Annotated in this window: 19 protein-coding genes; 7 read left to right on the top strand and 12 right to left on the bottom strand. The window is 63.8% G+C overall.

The genetic code is table 11. The features are described 5' to 3' along the window. Positions 1-142 precede the first annotated feature (142 nt). From ACFOJE_RS01750 to rfbB, 5 genes are all read right to left on the bottom strand, one after another. Positions 143-2482, bottom strand: coding sequence for a KAP family P-loop NTPase fold protein (locus tag ACFOJE_RS01750; protein ID WP_377812505.1), 2340 nt, complete (start codon positions 2480-2482; stop codon positions 143-145). A gap of 883 nt (positions 2483-3365) precedes the next feature. Further along, on the bottom strand, positions 3366-3914 hold the full coding sequence (rfbC, locus tag ACFOJE_RS01755) for a dTDP-4-dehydrorhamnose 3,5-epimerase (protein WP_377812506.1): 549 nt from the start codon (positions 3912-3914) through the stop codon (positions 3366-3368). Next, a complete protein-coding gene (gene rfbA / locus ACFOJE_RS01760) occupies positions 3914-4795 on the bottom strand; it encodes a glucose-1-phosphate thymidylyltransferase RfbA (RefSeq protein ID WP_377812639.1) in 882 nt (293 codons plus the stop codon). The genes rfbC and rfbA overlap by 1 nt, the downstream gene beginning before the upstream one ends. Positions 4796-4802: 7 nt before the next feature. Then, positions 4803-5708, bottom strand: a complete 906-nt coding sequence (gene rfbD / locus ACFOJE_RS01765; protein ID WP_377812507.1) for a dTDP-4-dehydrorhamnose reductase — start codon at positions 5706-5708, stop codon at positions 4803-4805. Continuing rightward, on the bottom strand, positions 5705-6802 hold the full coding sequence (gene rfbB / locus ACFOJE_RS01770) for a dTDP-glucose 4,6-dehydratase (protein ID WP_377812508.1): 1098 nt from the start codon (positions 6800-6802) through the stop codon (positions 5705-5707). Before rfbB ends, rfbD begins: the two co-directional genes overlap by 4 nt. Positions 6803-7387: 585 nt before the next feature. Here rfbB and ACFOJE_RS01775 point away from each other — a divergent pair. The 3 genes from ACFOJE_RS01775 (at position 7388) to recX (ending at position 9534) form a co-directional block, all read left to right on the top strand. Then, on the top strand, positions 7388-7921 hold the full coding sequence (locus tag ACFOJE_RS01775; protein WP_377812509.1) for a CinA family protein: 534 nt from the start codon (positions 7388-7390) through the stop codon (positions 7919-7921). Positions 7922-8006: 85 nt separating this feature from the next. After that, complete coding sequence (recA, locus tag ACFOJE_RS01780; RefSeq protein WP_377812510.1) at positions 8007-9056, top strand: recombinase RecA; 1050 nt, start codon at positions 8007-8009, stop codon at positions 9054-9056. A 13-nt stretch (positions 9057-9069) separates the two neighbouring features. After that, the gene (recX, locus tag ACFOJE_RS01785; RefSeq protein ID WP_377812511.1) at positions 9070-9534 is read left to right on the top strand and encodes a recombination regulator RecX; all 465 of its coding nucleotides are present in this window, start codon (positions 9070-9072) and stop codon (positions 9532-9534) included. A 350-nt stretch (positions 9535-9884) separates the two neighbouring features. Here recX and ACFOJE_RS01790 read toward each other — a convergent pair whose 3' ends face one another. Further along, positions 9885-10970: an LOG family protein gene (locus tag ACFOJE_RS01790; protein WP_377812512.1), complete on the bottom strand. Its 1086-nt coding sequence runs from the start codon at positions 10968-10970 to the stop codon at positions 9885-9887. Positions 10971-11111: 141 nt separating this feature from the next. Then, the gene (locus ACFOJE_RS01795) at positions 11112-12515 is read right to left on the bottom strand and encodes an MBL fold metallo-hydrolase RNA specificity domain-containing protein (protein ID WP_377812513.1); all 1404 of its coding nucleotides are present in this window, start codon (positions 12513-12515) and stop codon (positions 11112-11114) included. Between the two features lie 127 nt (positions 12516-12642). On the opposite strand from ACFOJE_RS01795, the gene ACFOJE_RS01800 reads away from it, so the two are divergent. Beyond that, the gene (locus tag ACFOJE_RS01800) at positions 12643-15054 is read left to right on the top strand and encodes a phosphoketolase family protein (RefSeq protein ID WP_377812515.1); all 2412 of its coding nucleotides are present in this window, start codon (positions 12643-12645) and stop codon (positions 15052-15054) included. 27 nt (positions 15055-15081) lie between these two features. Here ACFOJE_RS01800 and ACFOJE_RS01805 read toward each other — a convergent pair whose 3' ends face one another. Then, on the bottom strand, positions 15082-15477 hold the full coding sequence (locus ACFOJE_RS01805; RefSeq protein ID WP_377812516.1) for a quorum-sensing-regulated virulence factor family protein: 396 nt from the start codon (positions 15475-15477) through the stop codon (positions 15082-15084). A gap of 263 nt (positions 15478-15740) precedes the next feature. Between ACFOJE_RS01805 and ACFOJE_RS01810 the strand changes: the two genes are divergently transcribed. Then, positions 15741-16451, top strand: coding sequence for a tRNA-uridine aminocarboxypropyltransferase (locus tag ACFOJE_RS01810; protein ID WP_377812518.1), 711 nt, complete (start codon positions 15741-15743; stop codon positions 16449-16451). 12 nt (positions 16452-16463) lie between these two features. On the opposite strand, the gene ACFOJE_RS01815 is transcribed toward ACFOJE_RS01810, so the two are convergent. Then, positions 16464-17363 carry a DMT family transporter gene (locus ACFOJE_RS01815; RefSeq protein ID WP_377812519.1) on the bottom strand — a complete coding sequence of 300 codons (900 nt, stop codon included), beginning with the start codon at positions 17361-17363 and terminating at the stop codon, positions 16464-16466. A gap of 438 nt (positions 17364-17801) precedes the next feature. Here ACFOJE_RS01815 and erdR point away from each other — a divergent pair, with 438 nt between their 5' ends. Next, positions 17802-18452 (top strand): response regulator transcription factor ErdR, encoded by a 651-nt coding sequence (erdR, locus tag ACFOJE_RS01820; protein ID WP_377812520.1) that lies wholly within the window; start codon positions 17802-17804, stop codon positions 18450-18452. Between the two features lie 56 nt (positions 18453-18508). Here erdR and ACFOJE_RS01825 read toward each other — a convergent pair whose 3' ends face one another. Then, positions 18509-19435: a LysR family transcriptional regulator gene (locus ACFOJE_RS01825; protein WP_377812521.1), complete on the bottom strand. Its 927-nt coding sequence runs from the start codon at positions 19433-19435 to the stop codon at positions 18509-18511. Between the two features lie 115 nt (positions 19436-19550). Between ACFOJE_RS01825 and fpr the strand changes: the two genes are divergently transcribed. Continuing rightward, positions 19551-20327 carry a ferredoxin-NADP reductase gene (gene fpr, locus ACFOJE_RS01830; protein ID WP_377812523.1) on the top strand — a complete coding sequence of 259 codons (777 nt, stop codon included), beginning with the start codon at positions 19551-19553 and terminating at the stop codon, positions 20325-20327. 99 nt (positions 20328-20426) lie between these two features. Here fpr and tsaA read toward each other — a convergent pair whose 3' ends face one another. Then, entirely contained in the window at positions 20427-21119 is a 693-nt protein-coding gene (tsaA, locus tag ACFOJE_RS01835) for a tRNA (N6-threonylcarbamoyladenosine(37)-N6)-methyltransferase TrmO (RefSeq protein ID WP_377812524.1), read from the bottom strand. Positions 21120-21198: 79 nt separating this feature from the next. After that, the gene (locus ACFOJE_RS01840; protein ID WP_377812526.1) at positions 21199-21432 is read right to left on the bottom strand and encodes a YgjV family protein; all 234 of its coding nucleotides are present in this window, start codon (positions 21430-21432) and stop codon (positions 21199-21201) included. Positions 21433-21628 lie beyond the last annotated feature (196 nt).

Here is a 21628-nt window from a genome sequence, read left to right on the forward strand (position 1 = left end):
GCAGTGTCGTGCTGGTGGCGTATGAAAGAAATTTCTTCTGCTACATATTTGCTACATACCTTCCGCTGTTTCAAGTATCTACTTGTATTATAAGGATATTTTTTAGAGGTTTGCCCAATCCATCATCGATAGGGGCCTACCGTTAGAGATCGGACGGGGTGCGCTCTCTGAGTCCGAGCCACAACTCGAGAACGCTATGCAACGTTCGTAGGGCCTCCTCGTGCTCAGGGAATTCGTCGGGATCGATCGCGTCGCACCTTGCCTTCGCCACATCGATGCCGATGAAGTCGGCGATTGTCTCTTTGTTGAAACTGTAATACAGCGTAGAGACCCGATCACCCCGCGAGTGGCTCATACCTCGGCTCATCATGCGTGTGGCCATGCTTGCGAAGCCCTCGTCGGTCCGGATTGCCTCCACCATCCACTCGCAGGGTTCATCCAATGAACCCGCATATTTCCCCCACCGGTAGAGCTGGGACATGAGATCCGGTTCAGCAATCAGCGCGTCGCCGTCTATGGCACGGTCCCTCATCAACCGCAGCCATTCTGTCTTCATCGCCTCGACGGTCTCGAGGTCGAGTGCCGGATCGAAAGAGTCCTTGTCCTCCTTCATATCGGCGGGATCGCTCAGGTGGATCAGGATTGCAGCGACGGACAGCGCCTTGGTCTGGCGGAGTGCCGCGAGTGCCAGACCACCTCGCACGCCCTCCGGGATACGCTTCAAGAACCAGTGCGTCGCTCGCCATGCAGAAAGCCAGGGCGAATTAAAGGGGACAGCGGCGTACAGGCCTGCGAGTTTCTGGGCGATTTCGAACATGCCGGGCAGCAGCACAGCTGCGTTCTCGATCGGGAGGCGGTCGACGGACTCGTCGAGCCTGGCAACGAGCGAGGGCAGTAGGTGATTGGCCTCGATGTCAGCGATCGCTGCAGCCAGACCTTCTTCCGTCGCCGTCGCATCAAGGAACGCAACGAAGCAGCGCTCTGATACTTCGCCGACTGCGGTCTGTAGTTCGAAGTAACGCGGGAAGTAGCGCGGGGAACATACCCGCTTTTCGTTCAGCCACCTGAGATGGAAGCCGTCTGCGTAGTTCATACCTCCGTATGCCCATTCGAGCGGCGGGAAGAGGTCCTTGAGCACACTCCTGGCAATATCGCGCCGTTCTACCGATACGATCTCGAGAAGCCGCTCGGCCGCCGCCTTGTCCGCATCCCGCTGGCTATTGCCCCAGATACGACTTTCCTGGAGAAGCAGCTCCCTCTCTCGGAACAGCGCCTCATGGAGATCCGGTTCAAAGACCCGGAGCGTCTCCAGAAGAAGGAAGTCGACAACGTTCACCTCAAACACGCTGTCGGCTACATGCAACGGCATGTGCACGGCGATGGATGAAATCAGGCGGCGCGCGTCACGCATGTTGCGCAGCAGGGGCTGGATACAGCCGATGAAGGCGTTACCCCAGCGCATCTGCGAAAATCCGTTTGCCTCAGTAGCGTAGGGGCCAGCCAGCGCTGATAGCTCCTTCTCGAATATACGATGCACAATCGACACTGGAACCGCTGGTAGGTCGAAACTAGCCTGCACGACCTTCTCGAGGAAGGCGCGACCTTTGCTGTCGGCGACCGGATCGAGTGCCCGCTCTACGATACTGGGTTGGAAAAGCAACACAAAGACGATGTTGGGAAGGTTGGCATTCGCCTTTACCTGCCGGAGAAGCAACCGGATTTGCTCGGGCTCAAGCCGGTCAATGTCATCGACGAAGACGACCAGCGGTCGGTCGAGTTCGCGAAGACGAGCCTCCAGCGCTTCGCGTATCTTGTCGAGCGACTCACTGCCGCGGTCACGCCCAAGATGCGATAGCACGCGTCCGAGCAGGGGCGTACAGACCGCGAGGAGTGCGAGAGTAGCCGCTACCTCCGCTACCGTCGGGAGGTCGAAGCTTATGGCCGAGGCGACGGCAAACACCGAAGCATTCGTCAGCACCGTCGAGATGAGATGGCTCGAGCCACCGGCCTTCTTAAGTGGCGCGCCTGCACCTGAGAGGATAGCGCCGTAGCGTCGCAGCGCTTCGGCACGGGCGAGCGCTGCCTTCGAATGTTCGCCTCCCAGACGATCTGCTATCTGGCCGAAGAGGGCGCGGGCAATCGCGTTGCTGTCGCCCCACTGCCATGGATTGAAGTCAAGCCAGTCTGCTCCGTCGCTGGTGTCGTCGAGACGCTCGGTGATTAGGTTCTTAAGGGATGACTTGCCGAAGCCCCATCCGCCACGGATGGCGAATACCCTGCCCTCACGCAGACTTAGTTCTGAGAGCACGGCGGCTATGCGGCCCGCGAAGTCAGTCCTTCTCAGGCGATCCTCGGATGCCGTTCGGATCGGAGCCTCTGCCCCAATCCCGCCGTCCGGCCGTTCGCTCCTCGCGGCCTTTGCACTGAGCCTCGCGCGGCGACGGGCGAGCCACATAGAAAGACGGACCGGCAACTTGGTCATCGCGCAGGGACTCCCAGAGGACCGCCGATCCAGCCGAAGCGACGGGGCGCTGGCGGCGAGGTGGGGTGCATTGGCTCAGGCGTTGGGGTAGAGACTCTCGAATATCTCCCACGTCCTCTACCTCTGCGGCCATGCCCAATGCTTTTTCGACACATAGCTATATTCCGGATAATGCTCAAGGAAATCCCGCCACGCTTGCGCATCCTAGTCCATCCCGTTCGCTAACGGCGAGACAGCGGATATATATCGAATTGATGGCGAATGGCAGCTCAGCCGCCGACGCAGCGCTGGTTCTCTATGATTAAGTGATTTTTTGCTGAGTGAAGCTGCCTCTTAGGTATCCGCGCGACGGCGTCGGGCGAAGGTTTCCTCATGGCTGATTTTTCCGGGTCTGATAAGCTGCTTTGGATCAGTCCGTGTGGGGCATTTTTGGGGCATTCAGCGCGCCAAAGCATGCCAACAGACGCCAATTACTACTAGCAAGCTCATCCCAGAAACAAAGCCAGAACGCCTGGTGCTGCTGGCTTTGAGGGGATCTAGCAAAACTACCGCCACACAATCGGAGTGTGTTGGGAAAGGCTTTCCATTCAGTCAGTTACGCTTGGTTGTCGGGGCGGGGAAAAGGGCTAATAGTACCCGGCTTTGCGTACTGACTGCAGGCGGCAATTTCATTGCCTGGGGATATGGCAGGGGCAAGGCTTGCCGGGGCTCGGACCGAGAGTGTCTGTGCCTAGGCTGTGCCGGTTCGCCGGACCAGCCCTTTCAAGGCCTTCGGCTGCTTTTGCCGGCAAGGGTAGGGTCGGATTCATCTGCGATGGACAGCGAAAGCAGAAGCATCGCGAATGAATTCACCCCTACCAAAGCGGTCCGGCTCACCTGGCTTCTACGGGAACACTTCCGCTTCGCTCAAGGCTTTGCCCAGTTGGTCCTTGCCGGACAGCGAGGGCGTGCCCTCGAACGGCCATTCGATGCCGATCTCGGGATCGTTCCAGGCGATGCAACGCTCGCATTCCGGGGCGTAGAAGGCGGTGGTCTTGTAGATGAACTCGGCGGTTTCGCTCAGGGTGATGAAGCCGTGGGCGAATCCCGGCGGAATCCAGAGCTGGTGCTTGTTGTCGGCCGAGAGGATTTCGCCGACCCACTGGCCGAAGGTTGGCGATGACTTGCGGATATCCACCGCCACATCGAATACCGTTCCCTGGACCACTCGCACCAGCTTGCCCTGGGCATGGGGCGGGAGCTGGTAGTGCAGGCCACGCAGCACGCCCCGTGTGGAGCGCGAGTGGTTGTCCTGGGGGAAATCCGGCTGCAGCCCCGTGGCTTCCTGGAAGGCTCGGGCGCTGTAGCTCTCGAAGAAGAATCCGCGGTCGTCCCCGAACACTTTCGGGGTGAACAGCACCACCTCGGGAATGGCCAGTCGCTTGGCTTGCATCAGAACACCCTCTCTTTCAGCAGATTCTGCAGATACTTTCCGTAACCGTTCTTGGCCAGTGGCTGGGCCAGACGTTCGAGCTGGGCGGCGTCGATCCAGCCGGCGCGGAAGCAGATCTCCTCCGGGCAGGCCACTTTCAGACCCTGGCGTTTCTCGATGGTGGCGATGTACTGCCCGGCTTCCAGCAGGCTGTCGTGGGTGCCCGTATCCAGCCAGGCATAGCCGCGGCCCATGATTTCCACCTGCAGTGCCTGTTGGCGCAGATAGAGCATGTTCAGGTCGGTGATTTCCAGCTCGCCGCGGGGGGAGGGCTTCAGCTCCCTGGCCAGATCCACCACCTGCCGGTCGTAGAAGTACAGGCCGGTCACCGCGTAATTGGATTTCGGTGCGGGCGGCTTTTCCTCCAGAGATAGCACCCGGCCAGCGGCGTCGAACTCCGCCACGCCGTAGCGCTCGGGGTCGTGCACGTGATAGGCGAACACGGTGGCGCCCGCTTTGCGGTTCATCGCATTCTTGAGCAAGCTCTGGAAGTCATGCCCGTAGAAGATGTTGTCGCCCAGTACCAGGGCCGAGAGATCGTTGCCGATGAAATTCGCGCCGATCAGAAAGGCCTGAGCGAGTCCGTCCGGACTCGGCTGAACGGCATAGGAGAGATTGATGCCCCACTGGCTGCCGTCGCCCAGCAGCTGCGAGAAGCGCGGCGTGTCCTGCGGCGTGGAGATGATCAGGATGTCGCGAATGCCCGCCAGCAGCAGGGTGCTCAACGGGTAGTAAATCATCGGCTTGTCGTATACCGGCAGCAGCTGCTTGGAAACCGCCAGGGTCGCCGGATGCAGACGGGTACCGGAGCCGCCGGCGAGGATGATGCCTTTACGTTTCAGCATGAAATCAATCCAGAATTTCAGAGAGCATGCGAGCGACGCCGGTCTGCCAATGGGGCAGATGCAGGCCGAAGGTCTCGCGGAGTTTAAGGGTGTCTAGGCGCGAATTGAGCGGACGTCGTGCCGGGGTCGGATAGGCGCTGGTGGGGATGGCCTCGACCTGTGCCGGACCGGCCTTCAGCGATACGCCGCGAGCCTGGGCCTGCTGCAGCACGAAGCGGGCGTAGTCGCACCAACTGGTCTCGCCGGCCGAAGTCAGGTGATAGACGCCGGCGAGCGTCGAGGCGTCGGCTGCGGTATGGACCTGACGCAACAGATGGGCGGTCACGTCGGCGATCAGCTCGGCGCCGGTCGGCGCGCCGACCTGGTCGTCTATCACCCGCAGGGCGTCGCGCTCCCCGGCCAGACGGAGCATGGTCCGGGCAAAGTTGCCGCCGCGTGCGGCGTACACCCAACTGGTCCGCAGCACCAATGCCTTCGCGCCGCTGGCGGCGATCGCCCGTTCGCCCGCCAGCTTGCTGCGCCCGTAGACCGACAGCGGGCCGGTCGGGGCATCTTCGCGCCAGGGCTGCTCACCGCTGCCGTCGAACACGTAGTCCGTCGAGTAATGCACCAGCCAGGCGCCGAGGCGTTCGGCCTCGCGGGCCAGGACGCCGGGGGCTTCGCCGTTGATGCGCAGGGCCGACTCCGGCTCGCTCTCGGCCTTGTCCACCGCCGTGTAGGCGGCGGCATTCACGATCACCTGTGGAGCCAGGCTGCGAACGGTGGCGGCTAGGGCGTCGATATCGGCCAGATCGCCGCATAGGTCCTGGCCACCCTGGCGGTCTAGCGCTACCAGTTCGCCCAACGGTGCCAGCGCGCGCTGCAGCTCCCAGCCGACTTGGCCGTTCTTGCCCAGCAGCAGGATCTTCATGCACGTGCTCCGTACTGCGTTTGCACCCAATCACGGTAACTACCGTCCTGCACGGCGGCGACCCACTCCTGATTGGCCAGATACCATTGCACCGTCTTGCGGATGCCCGTTTCGAAAGTCTCCGCCGGCCTCCAGCCCAGCTCGCGCTCCAGCTTGCGTGCGTCGATCGCGTAGCGGCGGTCGTGACCGGGGCGGTCGGTGACATGGGTGATCAGTTCGGCATAGCGGCCCAGCGGGGCGCCACTGCGGGCATCGCGCACGCCGCGGTCGGGCGCCGCGGCCAGCTCGTCTAGCAGGGCGCAGACGGTTTGCACGATGTCGATGTTGGCCTTCTCGTTCCAGCCGCCGACGTTGTAGGTTTCGCCCGGCTGGCCGGCCTCTAGCACGCGGCGGATCGCCGCACAGTGATCTTCCACGTACAGCCAGTCGCGGATCTGCTGGCCATCGCCGTACACCGGCAGCGGCTTGCCCGCCAAGGCGTTGACGATCATCAGCGGTATCAGCTTCTCCGGGAAGTGATAGGGGCCGTAGTTGTTCGAGCAGTTGGTGGTCAGGGTCGGCAGACCATAGGTGTGCTGGTAGGCGCGCACCAGATGGTCGGAGCCGGCCTTGGACGCAGAGTAGGGGCTGTTCGGCGCATAGGGCGTGGTTTCGCTGAAGGCCGGATCGTTCGGCCCCAGGGTGCCGTACACCTCGTCGGTGGAAACGTGCAGGAAGCGGAACGCCGCCTTCGCCGCCTCGTCCAGCCCGCTCCAGTAGGTACGGGCCGCCTCCAGCAGGCGGAAGGTGCCGACCACGTTGGTCTCGACGAAGGCTTCCGGCCCGAGGATCGAGCGATCCACATGGGATTCGGCTGCGAAATGCACCACTGCTCGCGGCTTGTGCTCGGCGAACAGGCGATTCAGCAGTGCCGAATCGCGGATGTCGCCCTGGACGAACATATGCTGCGGCGAACCGGCCAGGGACTGCAGATTGGCTAGATTGCCAGCGTAGGTCAGCGCGTCCAGATTCAGCACCGGCTCATCGGTATGAGCGCACCACTGCAGAACGAAGTTCGAGCCGATGAAGCCGGCTCCGCCGGTGACGAGGAGCATTGAATAATACCTATGGATTGGTCGAAAAAGACGATTCTAATAATTATCCAGGATTGCTAATAGGGTTTCGCGAACAGGGCGATTGGTAAGGGCTGCGAGGGTTAATGCCAACTGTTTGGTAATCGAGTGGGTTGGGCTATTCATCGGGCTGGGAAGTTGGCCCGTCTGTGACGCTGTTCTCTTGGCGATGATTCGCTAATTGAGGGGGTTGGCGGGTTGTGCTTAGGCATGGTCCGATGCAAATGAAAAATCAAGTGGATGCGTCCACTTATGGCTGGAAGCTGACTGGCAATGCTGTTCTGCAGTAGTGATAGCTGTATTTGCTTCAGCCTTGAAATTGAGCGCTTCACAATATGGGATATCGAGCTGCTACTTTGATCTCGATAGGGGCATGGTAAATAAAAAGGCTATCAATCGGATGATGACCTGATTGTTAAATTTCGTACTAGGTACATTCTTTTCGTAATTTTCCCCTTGTCGAAAAGATGGAAGGCGTTAGAGGCGTGCAGTGCAGGAGGGCGCGAGAAGGCATGTACGTCAAGTCGATAAGCAGTGAGAGTATCCTTATCTCCGCAAGAGGCTCCCATGAATCACATTACTCATCTGGCTGACGAGCTCGGTGCTGCCCTGCGTGGTCTGGGCGAGCAGGTGACTACCGCTGAATCCTGCACCGGCGGCGGCATAGCCGAGGCGATTACCCGCATTCCCGGCAGTTCGGTTTGGTTCGAGGCCGGTTATGTCACGTATTCGAACCGTCAGAAAACGATCCAGTTGGGGGTGCCGGTTGAGCTGTTCGAGCGCGTAGGGGCGGTCAGTCGCGAGGTGGTCGAAGCCATGGCGCGTGGCGCACGGGCGCGCAGCGGGGCGCACTTCGCAGTGGCGGTGAGCGGGGTTGCCGGACCAGATGGCGGCTCTGTGGAGAACCCGGTCGGCACCGTCTGGCTAGCCTGGGCTGACGGTGAGCGTCTGTTTGCCAGGCGCGAACTCTTTCCCGGTGATCGCGAGGCCGTGCGTCGACAGACGGTGCAGGCCGCTCTGGCAGGGCTGGCTCGCCTGGTGGCCGGCGAGGATCCGGGCACGAACACGCAAATCCCGCCGAAGAGTGGCATGCCGGGGTAGGCGAGAGAGATTTCCTGTGCTCTAATACTGTCTACTTATACAGTTGTCAGTGGCCGTGTGGCCCTTTGAACACGTGAGGTCTCCAATGGACGAGAACAAGAAGCGCGCTTTGGCTGCCGCCTTGGGCCAGATCGAGAAGCAGTTCGGCAAGGGGGCGGTGATGCGCATGGGCGATCATGATCGCCAGGCGATTCCGGCCATTTCCACTGGCTCCCTGGGCCTCGACATCGCACTCGGCATCGGCGGTCTGCCCAAGGGACGAATCGTCGAGATCTATGGTCCGGAATCCTCCGGTAAGACTACCCTGACCTTGTCGGTGATCGCTGAAGCGCAGAAGCAGGGCGCCACCTGCGCCTTCGTCGATGCCGAGCACGCGCTCGACCCCGACTACGCCGCCAAGCTCGGCGTCAACGTCGACGACCTGCTGGTTTCCCAGCCGGATACCGGCGAGCAGGCCCTGGAAATCACCGACATGCTGGTGCGTTCCAACGCGGTGGATGTGATCATCGTCGACTCCGTGGCTGCGCTGGTGCCCAAGGCGGAGATTGAAGGCGAAATGGGCGACGCCCACGTCGGTCTGCAGGCGCGCCTGATGTCCCAGGCCCTGCGCAAGATCACCGGTAATATCAAGAACGCCAACTGCCTGGTGATCTTCATCAACCAGATCCGCATGAAGATCGGCGTGATGTTCGGCAACCCGGAAACCACCACCGGCGGCAACGCCCTGAAGTTCTACGCCTCGGTACGCCTCGATATCCGCCGTACCGGCGCGGTGAAGGAGGGCGACGAGGTGATCGGCAGCGAGACCCGCGTCAAGGTAGTGAAGAACAAGGTGGCGCCGCCGTTCCGTCAGGCCGAATTTCAGATTCTCTACGGCAAGGGGATCTACCACAGCGGCGAGGTTATCGACCTCGGCGTACAGCTAGGTTTGGTGGAGAAATCCGGGGCCTGGTACAGCTACCAGGGCAACAAGATCGGTCAGGGCAAGGCCAACGCGGCTAAGTTCCTGGAGGACAACCCGGAAATCAGTGCGACCATCGAGAAGAGCATTCGCGAGCAGCTGCTGGTCACCGGCAATGCGCCCAAATCCTCGGCCGACGAGTTGGAAGCAGTCGACGCGGATGCGGATATCTGAGTAGGTCGATCCGATGCTGCTCGATAGCCCTGCGGCCGTGCGCCGTGCGGCCATGGATCTGCTGGCGCGGCGCGAGCACGGGCGCGTCGAGCTGACCCGCAAGCTGCGCCAGCGCGGTGCAGCAGCCGAACTGATCGAGAGCGCCCTCGACCGTCTCACGGAAGAGGGACTGCTCAGCGAAGCTCGCTATCTGGAGAGCTTCATCGCCAGTCGGGCGCGGGCCGGCTACGGTCCGCTGCGTATCCGCGAGGAGTTGGCCCTGCGCGGACTGCCGCGGGCGGACATCGAGCAGGCGCTACGCGGGAGTGGTCTCGACTGGTCGGAGTTGCTGGCCGAGACCTGGTGGCGTAAGTTCGGCGGGCAGCGACCCCGCGATCCCCGTGAACGCGCCCAACAGGGACGTTTCCTTAGCTATCGGGGGTTTTCCCCGGATCTCATCGGCCGTTTGCTGCGTGGCGAATCGAGCCACGACGACTGATCGCACCTGTGTGCGGCTTTGGGCTCGCCGTTCTCGATTTTTTGCAAAGCCTGCCATATAGCGCCCCAAAGCCCAGCACTTTCAGGCTATCCGGTTGCTTTTGCCGGCAAGGGCTGAAGGGATTCATCTGCCATGAACAGCGGAAGTGAAGCACGGATGCGTCCACTCTCAGCAAAGCGCTATCGATCTTGCTCCTCCGACTCTCCGACGAGAGATGAGTGCAATCCCTTGAAAGGACTGGCTCTCGAGCTCCCGCAGGAGAATGGGTATGCCTGTGCCCCGAGGGCGGCTTTTGCAACAGGCAGAAGCGGTACCTCGGGCGAGTTCGGAGTGGGCAGATCGACCGAAGGTCAGGACTTGGGCTTAGGCGCCCAGTTTTCGGCAAGGTTGATGAAGTCGAGCAGTTCGCGCAGCCGGCCGTGATCGCGGGCGTTGAAGATGAAGGCCAGGCGCATCAGGTGGCAGAGTTCTGGCTCGTCCTGTTCGATGTCGCAGTAGTTCTGCTGCTCGAAGCTGCCGGTCAGGCAGAGATCGGCGAACTCGTCGCGCAGCCGCGCCAGGGCCGCTTCGCTCAGGGGGTGATGCATGCGGATGACGAACAGGTCCTTGAGCCAGCGGCTGGAGTGGTAGTTCCGGTAGAACTGGGCGATTTCCTCGACCGCGTCCTCGACACTGTGGGCCAGGCGCATCAGCTGGGTGTCGGTGGGCAAGATGTAGCGATTGCTCTCCAGCTGCTTGTGGATGAACTGCAGGGCGTCGGTCCAGTAGCTGCCGCCGGGTACGTCGAGCAGCACCACCGGAACCAGCGGGCTCTTGCCGGTCTGGATCAGGGTCAGCACTTCCAGGGCCTCGTCCAGGGTGCCGAAGCCGCCCGGGCAGAGGATCAATGCATCGGCCTCCTTGACGAAGAACAGCTTGCGGACGAAGAAGAAGTGGAACGACAGGAGGTTCGGGGTGCCTTCGACCGTCGCGTTGGCATGTTGCTCGAAGGGCAGGGTGATGTTGAAGCCGAGGCTGTTTTCCAGACCGGCTCCTTCGTGAGCGGCGGCCATGATGCCGCCGCCGGCGCCGGTGATGACCATCAGGCCGCGCCGTCCCAGGGCGCTGCCCAGTTCGCGGGCCATGGAATACAACGGGTGTTCCACCGGCGTACGGGCCGAGCCGAAGACCGTCACCTTGCGCCGGCGCTTGAACTGTTCGAGCCGGCTGAAGGCCATCTCCATTTCCCGCAGCGTCTGAAGCATGATCTTGGCATCCCAGCGGTTGCGGTCGGCCTGTGCCATGCGGATGACGGTGAGCAGCATCTCCCGGTAGAGCGGGAGGTTGGCGCTGGTTTCGGGAACGATCTCGTCGACCAGTTGGTGGACGAGTCCATTGACATCTAGCCCAGTAGTCTGGACATGGCGGGACAGAAAATCGTCCGGTTCGTAAGGCATCGACTTCTCCTTATGCGCAGAACCTGGGGCAATGCCGGCTCGCGGCACGACCACAATGCAGGCTGTGTCATTCATTGACAACCCTTCGAGGGAGCGGACCGGGATTCCGGTCGCGCCCGTCCATACTACTGCCGCTGCGGTTCAGAGCGCTATTTGTTCTCCCGGCTCCGGGATGGTGGCGACCCAGTCCAGGCGGTCATGGAGGGCCTGCTTCAGGATCTGCATCTTCTCCAGTTCGCCGTGCACGAGATACAGCTCGGGGTGGTGGTCGAAGTGGCTCACCCAGTCGATCAGCTGGGATTGCCCGGCGTGGGCCGAGAAGCCGCCCAGGGTATGTACCTTGGCGCGTACGGCGATGTTCTGGTGCAGCACCCGGACCGTGCTGGCGCCGTCGATGATACGCCGCCCCAGGGTGCCCTGGGCCTGGTAGCCGGGGAACACCACATGGCATTCCTCGCGCCAGAGGTTGTGCTTGAAGTGGTGGACGATGCGTCCGCCGTTGCACATGCCGCTGCCGGCGATGATGATGGCGCCGCTCTTGATCCGGTTGATCGCCATGGACTCGTCGGGCGTGAGGGTGGGGCGCAGGATCGGCAGCCAGTCTTCGGCGCGCTTGACGCCCTTGTCGCGCAGCAGGGCCCGGTCGGCGGGGTCGAAGTGCTCGCCGAAGCGGGAGTAGATGGCGTTGGCGCGGATCGCCATGGGGCTGTCGAGGAACACCGCCTGCTGGGGCAGCCGGCCTTCCTGATAGAAGCGGCCGAGGTAGAACAGCAGGTCCTGGGTGCGGCCGACGGCGAAGGACGGGATCAGCACGTTGCCGCCTTCGCGGTGGGCGGTCTGCAGGATCTCGGCGAACTCTTCCAGGGTTTCCTCTGTGGGGCGATGATCCCGGTCGCCGTAGGTGGACTCCATCAGCACCACATCGGCGCGGGTGAGGATCGTCGGATCGGGCATCAGGGGCGTGGAGGAATTGCCGAGATCGCCCGAGAACACCAGATGGCGGGTCAGGTGATGGTCGTGCACCTCCAGCTCGACGATGGCCGAGCCGAGGATGTGGCCGGCGTCATGGAAAGTCACCTGCACTCCGGGGGCGACTTCCTGGCTCTGCCCGTAGGGCAGAGGGCGGCACAGGGAGAGGGCCTTTTGCGCATCGGCGGTGGTGTAGAGCGGCTGGACCGGGGGCTTGCCTTGGCGTGCCCGCCACTTGCTTTCCCATTCGGCGTCGTTCTCCTGGATGTGCGCGGAATCCAGCAGCATCAGGTCCATCAGCTCGCAGGTGGCTTCGGTGGCGTAGATCGGTCCGTTGTAACCGGCCGTCGCCAGGCGCGGCAGCAGCCCGGTGTGATCGATATGGGCGTGGGAGACGACCACGGCGTTCAGGCTGTGCGGGTCGAAGGCGAAGGGCTTGCTGTTGCTTTCATCCTCCTCGCGCCGGCCCTGGTGCATGCCGCAATCGAGCAGTACGCGGCTGCCGTCGCGCGTCTCGAGCAGATAACAGGAGCCGGTAACTTCTTGAATCGCACCGAGAAAAGTGAGTAAAGCCATGGTCTTTCCTTCGTCGGGAGAATGATGGCAGGCTGCCGGCAGCTGGCAGGGCCCGCGTTGATATGCGTCATCATATACTCAAGCCGGCACTGACTAGACTGATGAATAACCGACCATGGAGCAGCCGATGACCCAGATTCTCCCGAGCCTCGCCGAGCTGGAGGAGCACGCTCGAGTCGAGCCTGCCTTCGCCGCCTGGCAACAGGGATACGGTCCTCTTCAGCATAGTTCGCAGACCCAGGCGGGAGTCTTCCGTCTTGCTCACCAGCTGGTGCAGGCGGGCCTGCAGCCGGATCTGGCGAGCGTCTACCGGCTCTTGTCCGCACTCGACCGGCTGACCGCCGCGGGGCTCTGGCTGGTTGTGCACATGACCTATGCCCGGCGCGTGCGTCTGGATGGCGCCTCCCTCGAAGCGGACGACTTCAAGGCCTGGCCGGAGGGGCACACCGGCGGCGCGCTGAACATGGTGCCGGCCTACGCCGGCTATCTCGCGCTCAATGCCCTGAGCGGCGAAACCCGCGGCTGGCTGATGGGCCAGGGGCACTGCGTGGCGGCCATCGATGCCCTCAACCTGTTGACCGGCAACCAGCAGCCCGAGCAGGCCCTGACCTATCCCTGCGACGAAGACGGCATCAACCGTCTGCTGGAGGATTTCTACGGTTACCGCCAGGCTGCGGACGGGCGTCCGGCGGCGCCGCTGGGCAGCCATGTCACCCCGCATACCGCCGGAGGCATCGCCGAAGGCGGCTACCTGGGCTTCGCCGAACTGCAGTACGCGCATCTGCCGTTGCCGGGTGAGACGCTGGTGGCCTTCCTCTCCGACGGCGCGGCGGAGGAGCAGCGCGGCGGCGACTGGATGCCGCGCTGGTGGCGGGCGGAGGACTGCGGCGCGGCGCTGCCGGTGATGATCGCCAACGGCCGACGCATCGAGCAGCGCACTGAGCTGGGCACCTCGGAGGGGTTGGCCGGATTCAAGCAGCACCTGCGCCATTGCGGCTTCGACCCGATCGCCTTCGACGGTCGCGACCCGGCGGCCTTCGCCTGCACCCTGTGGGAGATGCAGCAGCGTCTGGGGCGCCGGGTGACCGAGCTGGAGCGGGGCATACTGCACTATCCCCTGCCGATTCCCTACGGCATCGCCGAGACGGTGAAGGGCTTCGGCTTCTACGGCGCCGGCAGCAATGCCGCGCACAACCTGCCGTTGCCGGGCAACCCGCACACCGACGTCGGTGCTCGGGCGCTGTTCAACCAGCATGCGGCGCCGCTGTGGGTGTCTCCGGACGAGCTGGCGGCCGCTCGCGCGCTGTTCGCCACCCTGCGCCAGGGGCGCCCGCTCGAGCGCGACAACCCGCTGGCCACGCGCAACCCGCCCATACCGGCGCTTCCCCCGCTGCACTACCTCGACCTGAGCGAGCGCTGCTCGCCGATGAAGGCGCTGGACCGCTTCTTCGTCGATCTCGTGCAGGCCAATCCGCAACTGCGCCCGCGCGTCGGCAATCCGGACGAACTGGCCAGCAACCGCCTGGGGGGCGTGCTCAAGGCGCTCCGTCACCGCGCCTGTCAGCCGGAAAGCGAGCTGGAAGCGGTCGACGGCAAGATCATCACCGCGCTGAACGAGGAGGCGGTGGTTTCCGCCTGCCTGGCCAACCGGGGTGGGCTCAACCTGGTGGCCAGCTACGAAGCCTTCTGCGTGAAGATGCTCGGCGCGGTGCGCCAGGCCCTGATCTTCGCCCGCCAGCAGAAGGAGGTGGGCCGTCCGGCCGGCTGGCTGGGTTGGCCGCTGGTGGCCAGCTCGCACACCTGGGAGAACGGCAAGAACCAGCAGTCGCACCAGGACACCACCTTCTGCGAGGCCCTGCTCGGCGAGATGGGCGACATGGTGCGGGTGATCTTCCCGGCCGATCACCACAGCCTGCTGGCGGTGCTGCCGTCGATCTACCGGGCGCGCGGCCAACTAACCTGCATGGTCGTGCCCAAGCGCGAGCGTCCCGTGCTGTTCGACCAGATCCAAGCCGAGCAACTGGCCCGCGACGGGGCCCTGGTGGTGGATGAGGTTGCCGGTGTGGACGCCGTTCTGCTGATCGCCAACGGCAGCTACCAGCTGGCGGAGATGCGTCGCGCCGCCGAGCGTCTGCGTGCGGCCGGGAAGGCCTATCGGCTGGTCTACCTGCAGGAGCCGGGACGCTTCAGGGCGCCCCGGGATCGCTGGGAGGAGGAGGCCCTGGCCGATGCCGATCTGCGCGCCCGGCTGTTCCCGGATGGTCTGGAGCGCCGCGTGCTGCTCACGCACATGCGCCCGGAAGTGGCCCGCGGCCATCTCTGGCCGATCCTGCCGGATGCGCGAAAGTCGGTGGTGATGGGGTACCGCAACCGCGGCGGCACCCTCGACGAGGCCGGCATGCTGTTCGCCAACCAGGCCAGTTGGGCCCATGTCGTGCAGGCCTGCGCCGGATTGCTGGGACTGCCGCTCGGCGGCCTGCTGAGCGAGGACGAGGTCGCGGCGGTGGCCGGCAAGGGCGATCCGGCCGCGTTGAGATGAGAAGCGGCCGGCCGCCGGTCGACCGGCTCAGAGACCGCAGTCGCTGGCGGTGAAGCGCTGGGAAGCCACCGGGCGGTTGGTCTTGTACTCGCTGAACTCGTAGCGCAGCACGGCGCCCTTGGCGAGCAGCTGGCGATAGCCGCGGTTGCCGCACACGCTGCTTTTCAGCTGGTTGCGTACGGTGCCGGGGTTGGCGCGCATCTGCGCGGCGTGCGAGGCCCGCACGCTCAGGTGGTTGATCAGCTCGTTGCCCTCGGCCGTATAGCCCTGGTCGAGAATGTCCTCGTTGATGGCGCGGGGCGTTCCGACGCTGCTCTCGCTGGCCACCTTGGTCAGCATCTTGCTGAGCTCGAAGTCCTTCAGGGAAGCTGCCTGGGCGGCCGGCAGGCCGAGGCAGAGGGTCAGGGCGATCAGTCGCAGCATTGTTATTTCTCTCCGTGGGCTTCGATTCGAGGGCACCGAAGGAAAACGGCAGGCTTCGGTGGCGCGCTGCATTATAGAGGTGCGAGGAGTGGCCACAATGTGAATGCGGATCGGGTTCAGGTCCGCGCGCGGGGAAAGCGGTCCGGGGCGATGGGAAACGGCGCTTGCATCGGGGGCGTACCGGCTCTGATAGACTGCCGGCTCTTCTTCCGATGTCCCGTACCGATCATGTTTCCAGTTTGCCCGTTGTCCGGGGAGCGCCGATGAGCCATGCCGTATCCCGCCTGCGCGAGGAGCGTCTGGCTCGCAGCCTGAAACCCTTCCAGGCGCGCGGGTCGCGGGTGCCGCGCTGCCCGTCCTGCCGGGTTCCCTTCAGCCATTGTCTGTGCGCCTGGCGGCCGCGAGTCCAGGCCGAGTCCGGCATGTGTCTGTTGATGCACGACGTCGAGCCGCTGAAGCCGAGCAATACCGGCTGGCTGATCGCCGATGTGATCGCCGATACGGCTGCCTTCGGCTGGTCGCGGACCGCGGTGGACGAGCGACTGCTGGCGCTGCTCGACGATCCCCGCTGGCAGCCTTGCGTGGTGTTCCCCGGCGAGTACGCGGCGCCCGAGCGGGTGGTGAACGAGGTGCCCCGGGTGGCGGGACGGCGGCCGCTGTTCATTCTGCTCGACGCCACCTGGACCGAGGCGCGCAAGATGTTCCGCAAGAGTCCCTACCTGGACCGGCTGCCGGTGCTGAGCCTGCAGCCCGAGCAGCTTTCGCGCTATCGCTTGCGGCGTTCCAAGCGGGACGATCATCTGTGTACCGCAGAGGTGGCGGCGCTCTGTCTGGAGTTGGCGGGCGACCGGCACGCCGGGGAGGCGCTGAATGCCTACCTGGACGTGTTCACCACCCATTACCTGGCGGCCAAGCGCAGCGGTCCGCTCGATCCGGACGACGAGGTCCATCGGCGTTTGCGTGCCTTCCTCTGAGCCGAGGCCGGGTTATCCGGCCTGTCGGTTCGATCCTTTCGGCCGGTTCGGCCAGAGCTGCGCGACGAGCATGCCGGCGAACATCACGGCGCAGCCGATGTAGCCTCTGGCGGACAGGCTTTCGCCGAGGTACAGGGCGCCGGCGAGGGCGGCGAACACCGATTCCAGGGAGAAAATGATCGCTGCGTGCGAGGCGATGGCGTGCTTCTGTGCCACAACCTGCAGGGTATAGCCGACGCCGACCGAGATGAAGCTGCTGTAGAGCAGGGCGGGGCCGGCCGCGATGATGCCCGACAATTCGATGGGCTCCAGCAGCAGGGCCAGGATCAGGCTGATCAGGGAGCAGACGACGAACTGCAGGAACGCCAGGCGTAGCGGGTCGTAGCGCTGGGCGAAATGGCCCACCAGCAGCACGTGCACGCCCCAGACGAAGGCCCCGGCCAGTTGCAGCCAGTCGCCCGGGGCGAGGCGCAGGTCCGCGCCGACGCTGAGCAGGAACATGCCGAGCACCGCCAGCAGGGCGCCGAGCCAGGTGCCGAGGCTGGCACGCTGGCCGAAGAAGAGTCCGAGCAGCGGCACCACGATCACATAGAGTCCGGTGATGAAGCCCGAGTGGGTGATGCTGGTGAACAGTAGCCCGATCTGCTGCAGGCTGATTCCCAGCGTCAGCGCCAGTCCCATCAGCAGGCCGCCGCGCAGCATGCCGCGAAAATCCGTTGGTGGCGATGGGCGAGCTTCTCTCTTGAACAGGATCAGCGGCAGGAGCGCCAGCGATCCCATGCTGAAACGCAGTCCGGTGAAGAGGAAGGGACCTATGCTGTCCATGCCGAGGCGCTGGGCGACGAAGGCGCTGCCCCAGATCAGGGCGGTCAGCAGCATGAGCAGGTCGGCGCGCAGGGCGGGGTTGTGCATTCAGGGGCTCGGAGGAAAACCGCCAATTTTGCCTGAAAGCCCCGGTTGATGGCTCTTCGACTTATGCGATTGTCCCTCTCCGGTGTGGGGATTCGCCCATCGGAAAGCTCTTAGCTCAGGCGCTTGAAGGCCGCACTGGCGGCGTTTGCCGGCATCCGACTAGCGGCTGCGCAGCACGGCTGCGTGCCGACCTGCCACCATGAAGGACAAGCGTAACGCTTGACCATTCCGATAGCGGCTCTCATGCTTTGCGCCCGAGCAGGGACGCGGATTTCGAGTCTGTCCAGCCATCTCGAGTCGGAAATCAGGCTCGACGGTCGACTGGAAGCGTAAACTATGGGCCTTCGCCCGATGGCGTCCGCCCTGTGGGGCAATCTGTGGCGCATCGCCGCAGGCTCCTCGTCCCTGGCCCGCCCGATAAGGAAACAGGATCTGCCGATGCCCGCTTATGACATCCTGATTGCCGATGACCATCCGCTCTTTCGCAGCGCCCTGCAGCAGGCATTGACCCTCGGGCTCGGTTCCGGGGGAAGGCTGGTGGAGGCCGACAGCATTGCCGTACTGGAGGCCCGCCTGGCGGAGAAGTCCGACTGGGATCTGGTTCTGCTAGATCTCAACATGCCTGGCGCCCATGGCTTTTCCGGCCTGGTCCTGCTGCGCGGACAATACCCGCAGATTCCCGTAGTGATGATTTCGGCCCAGGAAGATACGGCTGTGGTCGCCCGGGCCCGCGAATTCGGCGCCGCCGGATTCATCCCCAAATCCAGCTCGCTGGAGATCATCCAGCAGGCCGTGCGCACGGTTCTCGACGGCGACGAGTGGTGGCCGCCGCAGGCCCGCGCCAAGGCCAGCGTGTCCGACGAGGCCAAGGCTGCCAGCGCCGGTCTGGCCAGCCTGACGCCGCAGCAGTTCCGGGTACTGACCATGGTCTGCGACGGCCTGCTGAACAAGCAGATCGCCTACGAGCTGAACGTCTCTGAAGCGACGGTCAAGGCCCACGTGACCGCCATCTTCCGCAAGCTCAACGTACGCAACCGCACCCAGGCGGCCTTGCTGCTGCAGCAATTGGAGTCGGTGCCGGAGGAGTGAGCTGCGAGGCTGTGCTGGAGCCGCGGACCCTGGATAGGGGCGTGCCCGATGCCTTGCTAGGCGATCGGCGGCAGGACGATCTCGTCGCTGCGTCTCACGCCGGCGGTGAGCGTCTGGCATTGTTCGAGGAATTCGCGCATGGCCGCGGTATGCAGCTTCTGTCTGTGCCAGAGGAAGAAGAATTGCCGGGTCAGGTCCAGGTCGGGCGTCTCCACCGGTACCAGGCTGCCGCGCCGGAAGGCGTCGCGCAGCGCCAGGCGGGAGATGCAGCTGATGCCCAGGCTCGATTCGACGGCCCGCTTGATCGCTTCGGTATGTTCCAGCTCCAGGCGGATGTTCAGCATCCCGCGGTGATGGCGCATGGCCTGGTCGAAGGTCCGGCGGGTGCCGGATCCCTGCTCGCGCAGGATCCAGGCTTCGCCGGAGAGTTCGTCCAGGCTGGCCCGGCCGCGCCGAGCCAGGGGATGCTGCGGCGAGCAGAATACCACCAGTTCGTCTTCGACCCAGGGCAGCATCTCCAGATCCGGATGCTGACATTCCCCTTCGATCAGACCCAGGTCAAGTTCATGGTTCGCCACTTGGTGGATGATGTGGGAGGTGTTCTGCACATGCAGCCGGACCTGCGACTCGGGATGGCGTTGCATGAAAGCGCCGATCAGCAGGGTGGCCAGGTAATTGCCCACGGTCAGCGTGGCGCCGACGGACAGGGAGCCGAACCCGGCCTTGCCGTTGAGCAGCTCTTCGATCTCGTGGGCCTGGTTGAGCAGGGCCATCACCTGGGGCAGCAGCTGCCTGCCCAGGGCGTTGAGCTTGAGGCGCTTGCCGGCGCGGTCGAACAGCTGGCAGTCGGATTGCCGCTCCAGTTCGGTCAGCGAGGTGCTCGCGGCGGATTGCGACAAAGCCAGCGACTCGGCCGCGCGGGTGACGCTTTCCAGCCGGGCGACAGCAGCGAAGACCTCAAGCTGGCGAAGAGTGAAGCGCATATCTATATAACCGATTATCCATATCTTAATAATTCATTTAACGGATAGTTTGCTCCCTTCTAAAATAGGGGACAATCATGCCGATTTGGTAGCTTAAATTCCGAGGAGTCCCTGAATGAGTAATCTGAACATCGAGCGTGTCCTCAGTGTTCATCACTGGAACGATACCCTGTTCAGTTTCAAGACCACCCGTAATCCGGGCCTGCGTTTCGAGAATGGTCAGTTCGTCATGATTGGTCTGGAGGTCGATGGCCGTCCCCTGATGCGTGCTTACAGCATCGCCAGCCCGAACTACGAGGAGCATCTGGAGTTCTTCAGCATCAAGGTGCAGAACGGTCCGCTCACTTCGCGCCTACAGCATCTGAAGGAAGGCGACGAGATCATGGTCAGCCGCAAGCCCACCGGCACCCTGATCCTCGGTGACCTGCTGCCCGGCAAGCATCTCTACATGCTCAGCACCGGCACCGGCCTGGCGCCCTTCATGAGCCTGATCCAGGACCCGGAAGTCTACGAGCGCTTTGAGAAGGTCGTCCTGATTCACGGCACGCGTCATGTCAGCGAGCTGGCCTACGAGCAGTTCATCACCGAAGTGCTGCCGCAGAACGAATTCTTCGGCGATGCGGTGAAGGAAAAGCTGATCTACTATCCCACCGTCACCCGCGAGCCATACCGCAATCAGGGTCGCCTGACCGACCTGATGCGCAGCGGCAAGCTGTTCCAGGACATCGGCCTGCCGCCGATCAACCCACAGGACGACCGCGCCATGATCTGCGGTAGCCCGAGCATGCTCGAGGAAACCTGCCAGGTGCTGGACGGTTTCGGCCTCAAGGTCTCCCCGCGCATGGGCGATCCGGGCGACTACCTGATCGAGCGCGCCTTCGTCGAGAAGTAAGCGCATCGCTCGTCCGTTCGAAGCCCGGCTCGTCCGGGCTTCTTCGTTTCTGCCGCACGCTCGGGCCGTGAGGCATCCATTCTCTATTTGCTGCGGCGCTCAGGCCTTTATCACTTCCAGTACGAGAATCCGCCCGGGCTGCGGGTAATGCCAGCGTACGTCCAGGTCCCAGAAGCGCGCTCCGTAGCGGCGCTCCGGCTCGGGCCTCTGGTAGGCCGGCCGCGGGTCCTGGGTCAGGCATTGCTCGATCAGCTCGACCAGTGGCTCGCCCAGGCGCGCAGCGTGCTCCCGGACCTGCTGCAGCGCGGTTTCGCTCCAGTCCAGCGGGATCGGCACGGGCGGCGCGTCGGCGATCGCGTTGCGTGCTCCGGCGACGCAGTCGGCATAGGGGACGTAGGGTTTGATGTCCAGCACCGGCGTACCGTCGAGCAGGTCGATGCCGGACAACCACAGCCGTCCCGGCTCCACTTTCTCCAGGCTGACCACCGATTGGCCGATGCCGTTGGGACGGTGGGTCGAGCGGGTGGCGAACACGCCCAACGAGCGGTTGCCGCCCAGGCGTGGCGGCCGCACCTTCAGGCGCGGCTGCTCTTCGAGTGCCTGATGGAACAGGAACAGCAGCCAGACGTGGCTGACCTGCTCCAGCCCCTCGACAGCCTCCGGCTGAGCGAAGGGCGGCACCAGTTCCAGCACGCCACGGGCGGCCGGGGCCAGTTGCGGCTGGCGCGGTATGGCGAACTTTTCCTTGAAGCAGGAGCGGAGGAAGCCGATCGGCGAAACGGAATAGGGCATGAGGGTAGGGCAGCGGTTGAGCGGGCGGCCATGGTAACCCGTTCGGCATCCGTCTGCCGCTTCAGGGGGGATCGCCGGCCTAATTCGGATCGTTCTTGCGCAGGCCGCGGATGTTCATCAGCGCCAGGCAGAGTTGCAGAACGATCAGGGCCCAGGCCTTGGCCGACCAGCCCCAGAGAACCCACAGCAGGTTGCTGAGCAGGAAGCAGCAGAAGCCGATGCGGCGTCGGCGTCGGTGCAGCGAGCCGATCAGCCAGGCCGCTACCACGGTGGCGACCATCGCAGGCCATTGGATGAGATCGAGCCAGTCCATTCGAACGGTCCTCAGGGGCTGCCACCGGGATGGGCAGAGGGACAGGTCGGCGGCGCCGCTCTTCTCACGGAGCGCGCGGCGCTGCCGACGTTCACTGGGAAGGGTGACACAGGACCGCAAGGTCGGCGAAGGTGAAAGAAAAACGGGCCCGTGCGGATGGCACGGGCCCGTTTCTCAGAACAGCCCGCTGCGAGCG

It is taken from the genome of Azotobacter bryophylli (assembly GCF_042643485.1).
GTDB lineage: Bacteria > Pseudomonadota > Gammaproteobacteria > Pseudomonadales > Pseudomonadaceae > Azotobacter > Azotobacter bryophylli.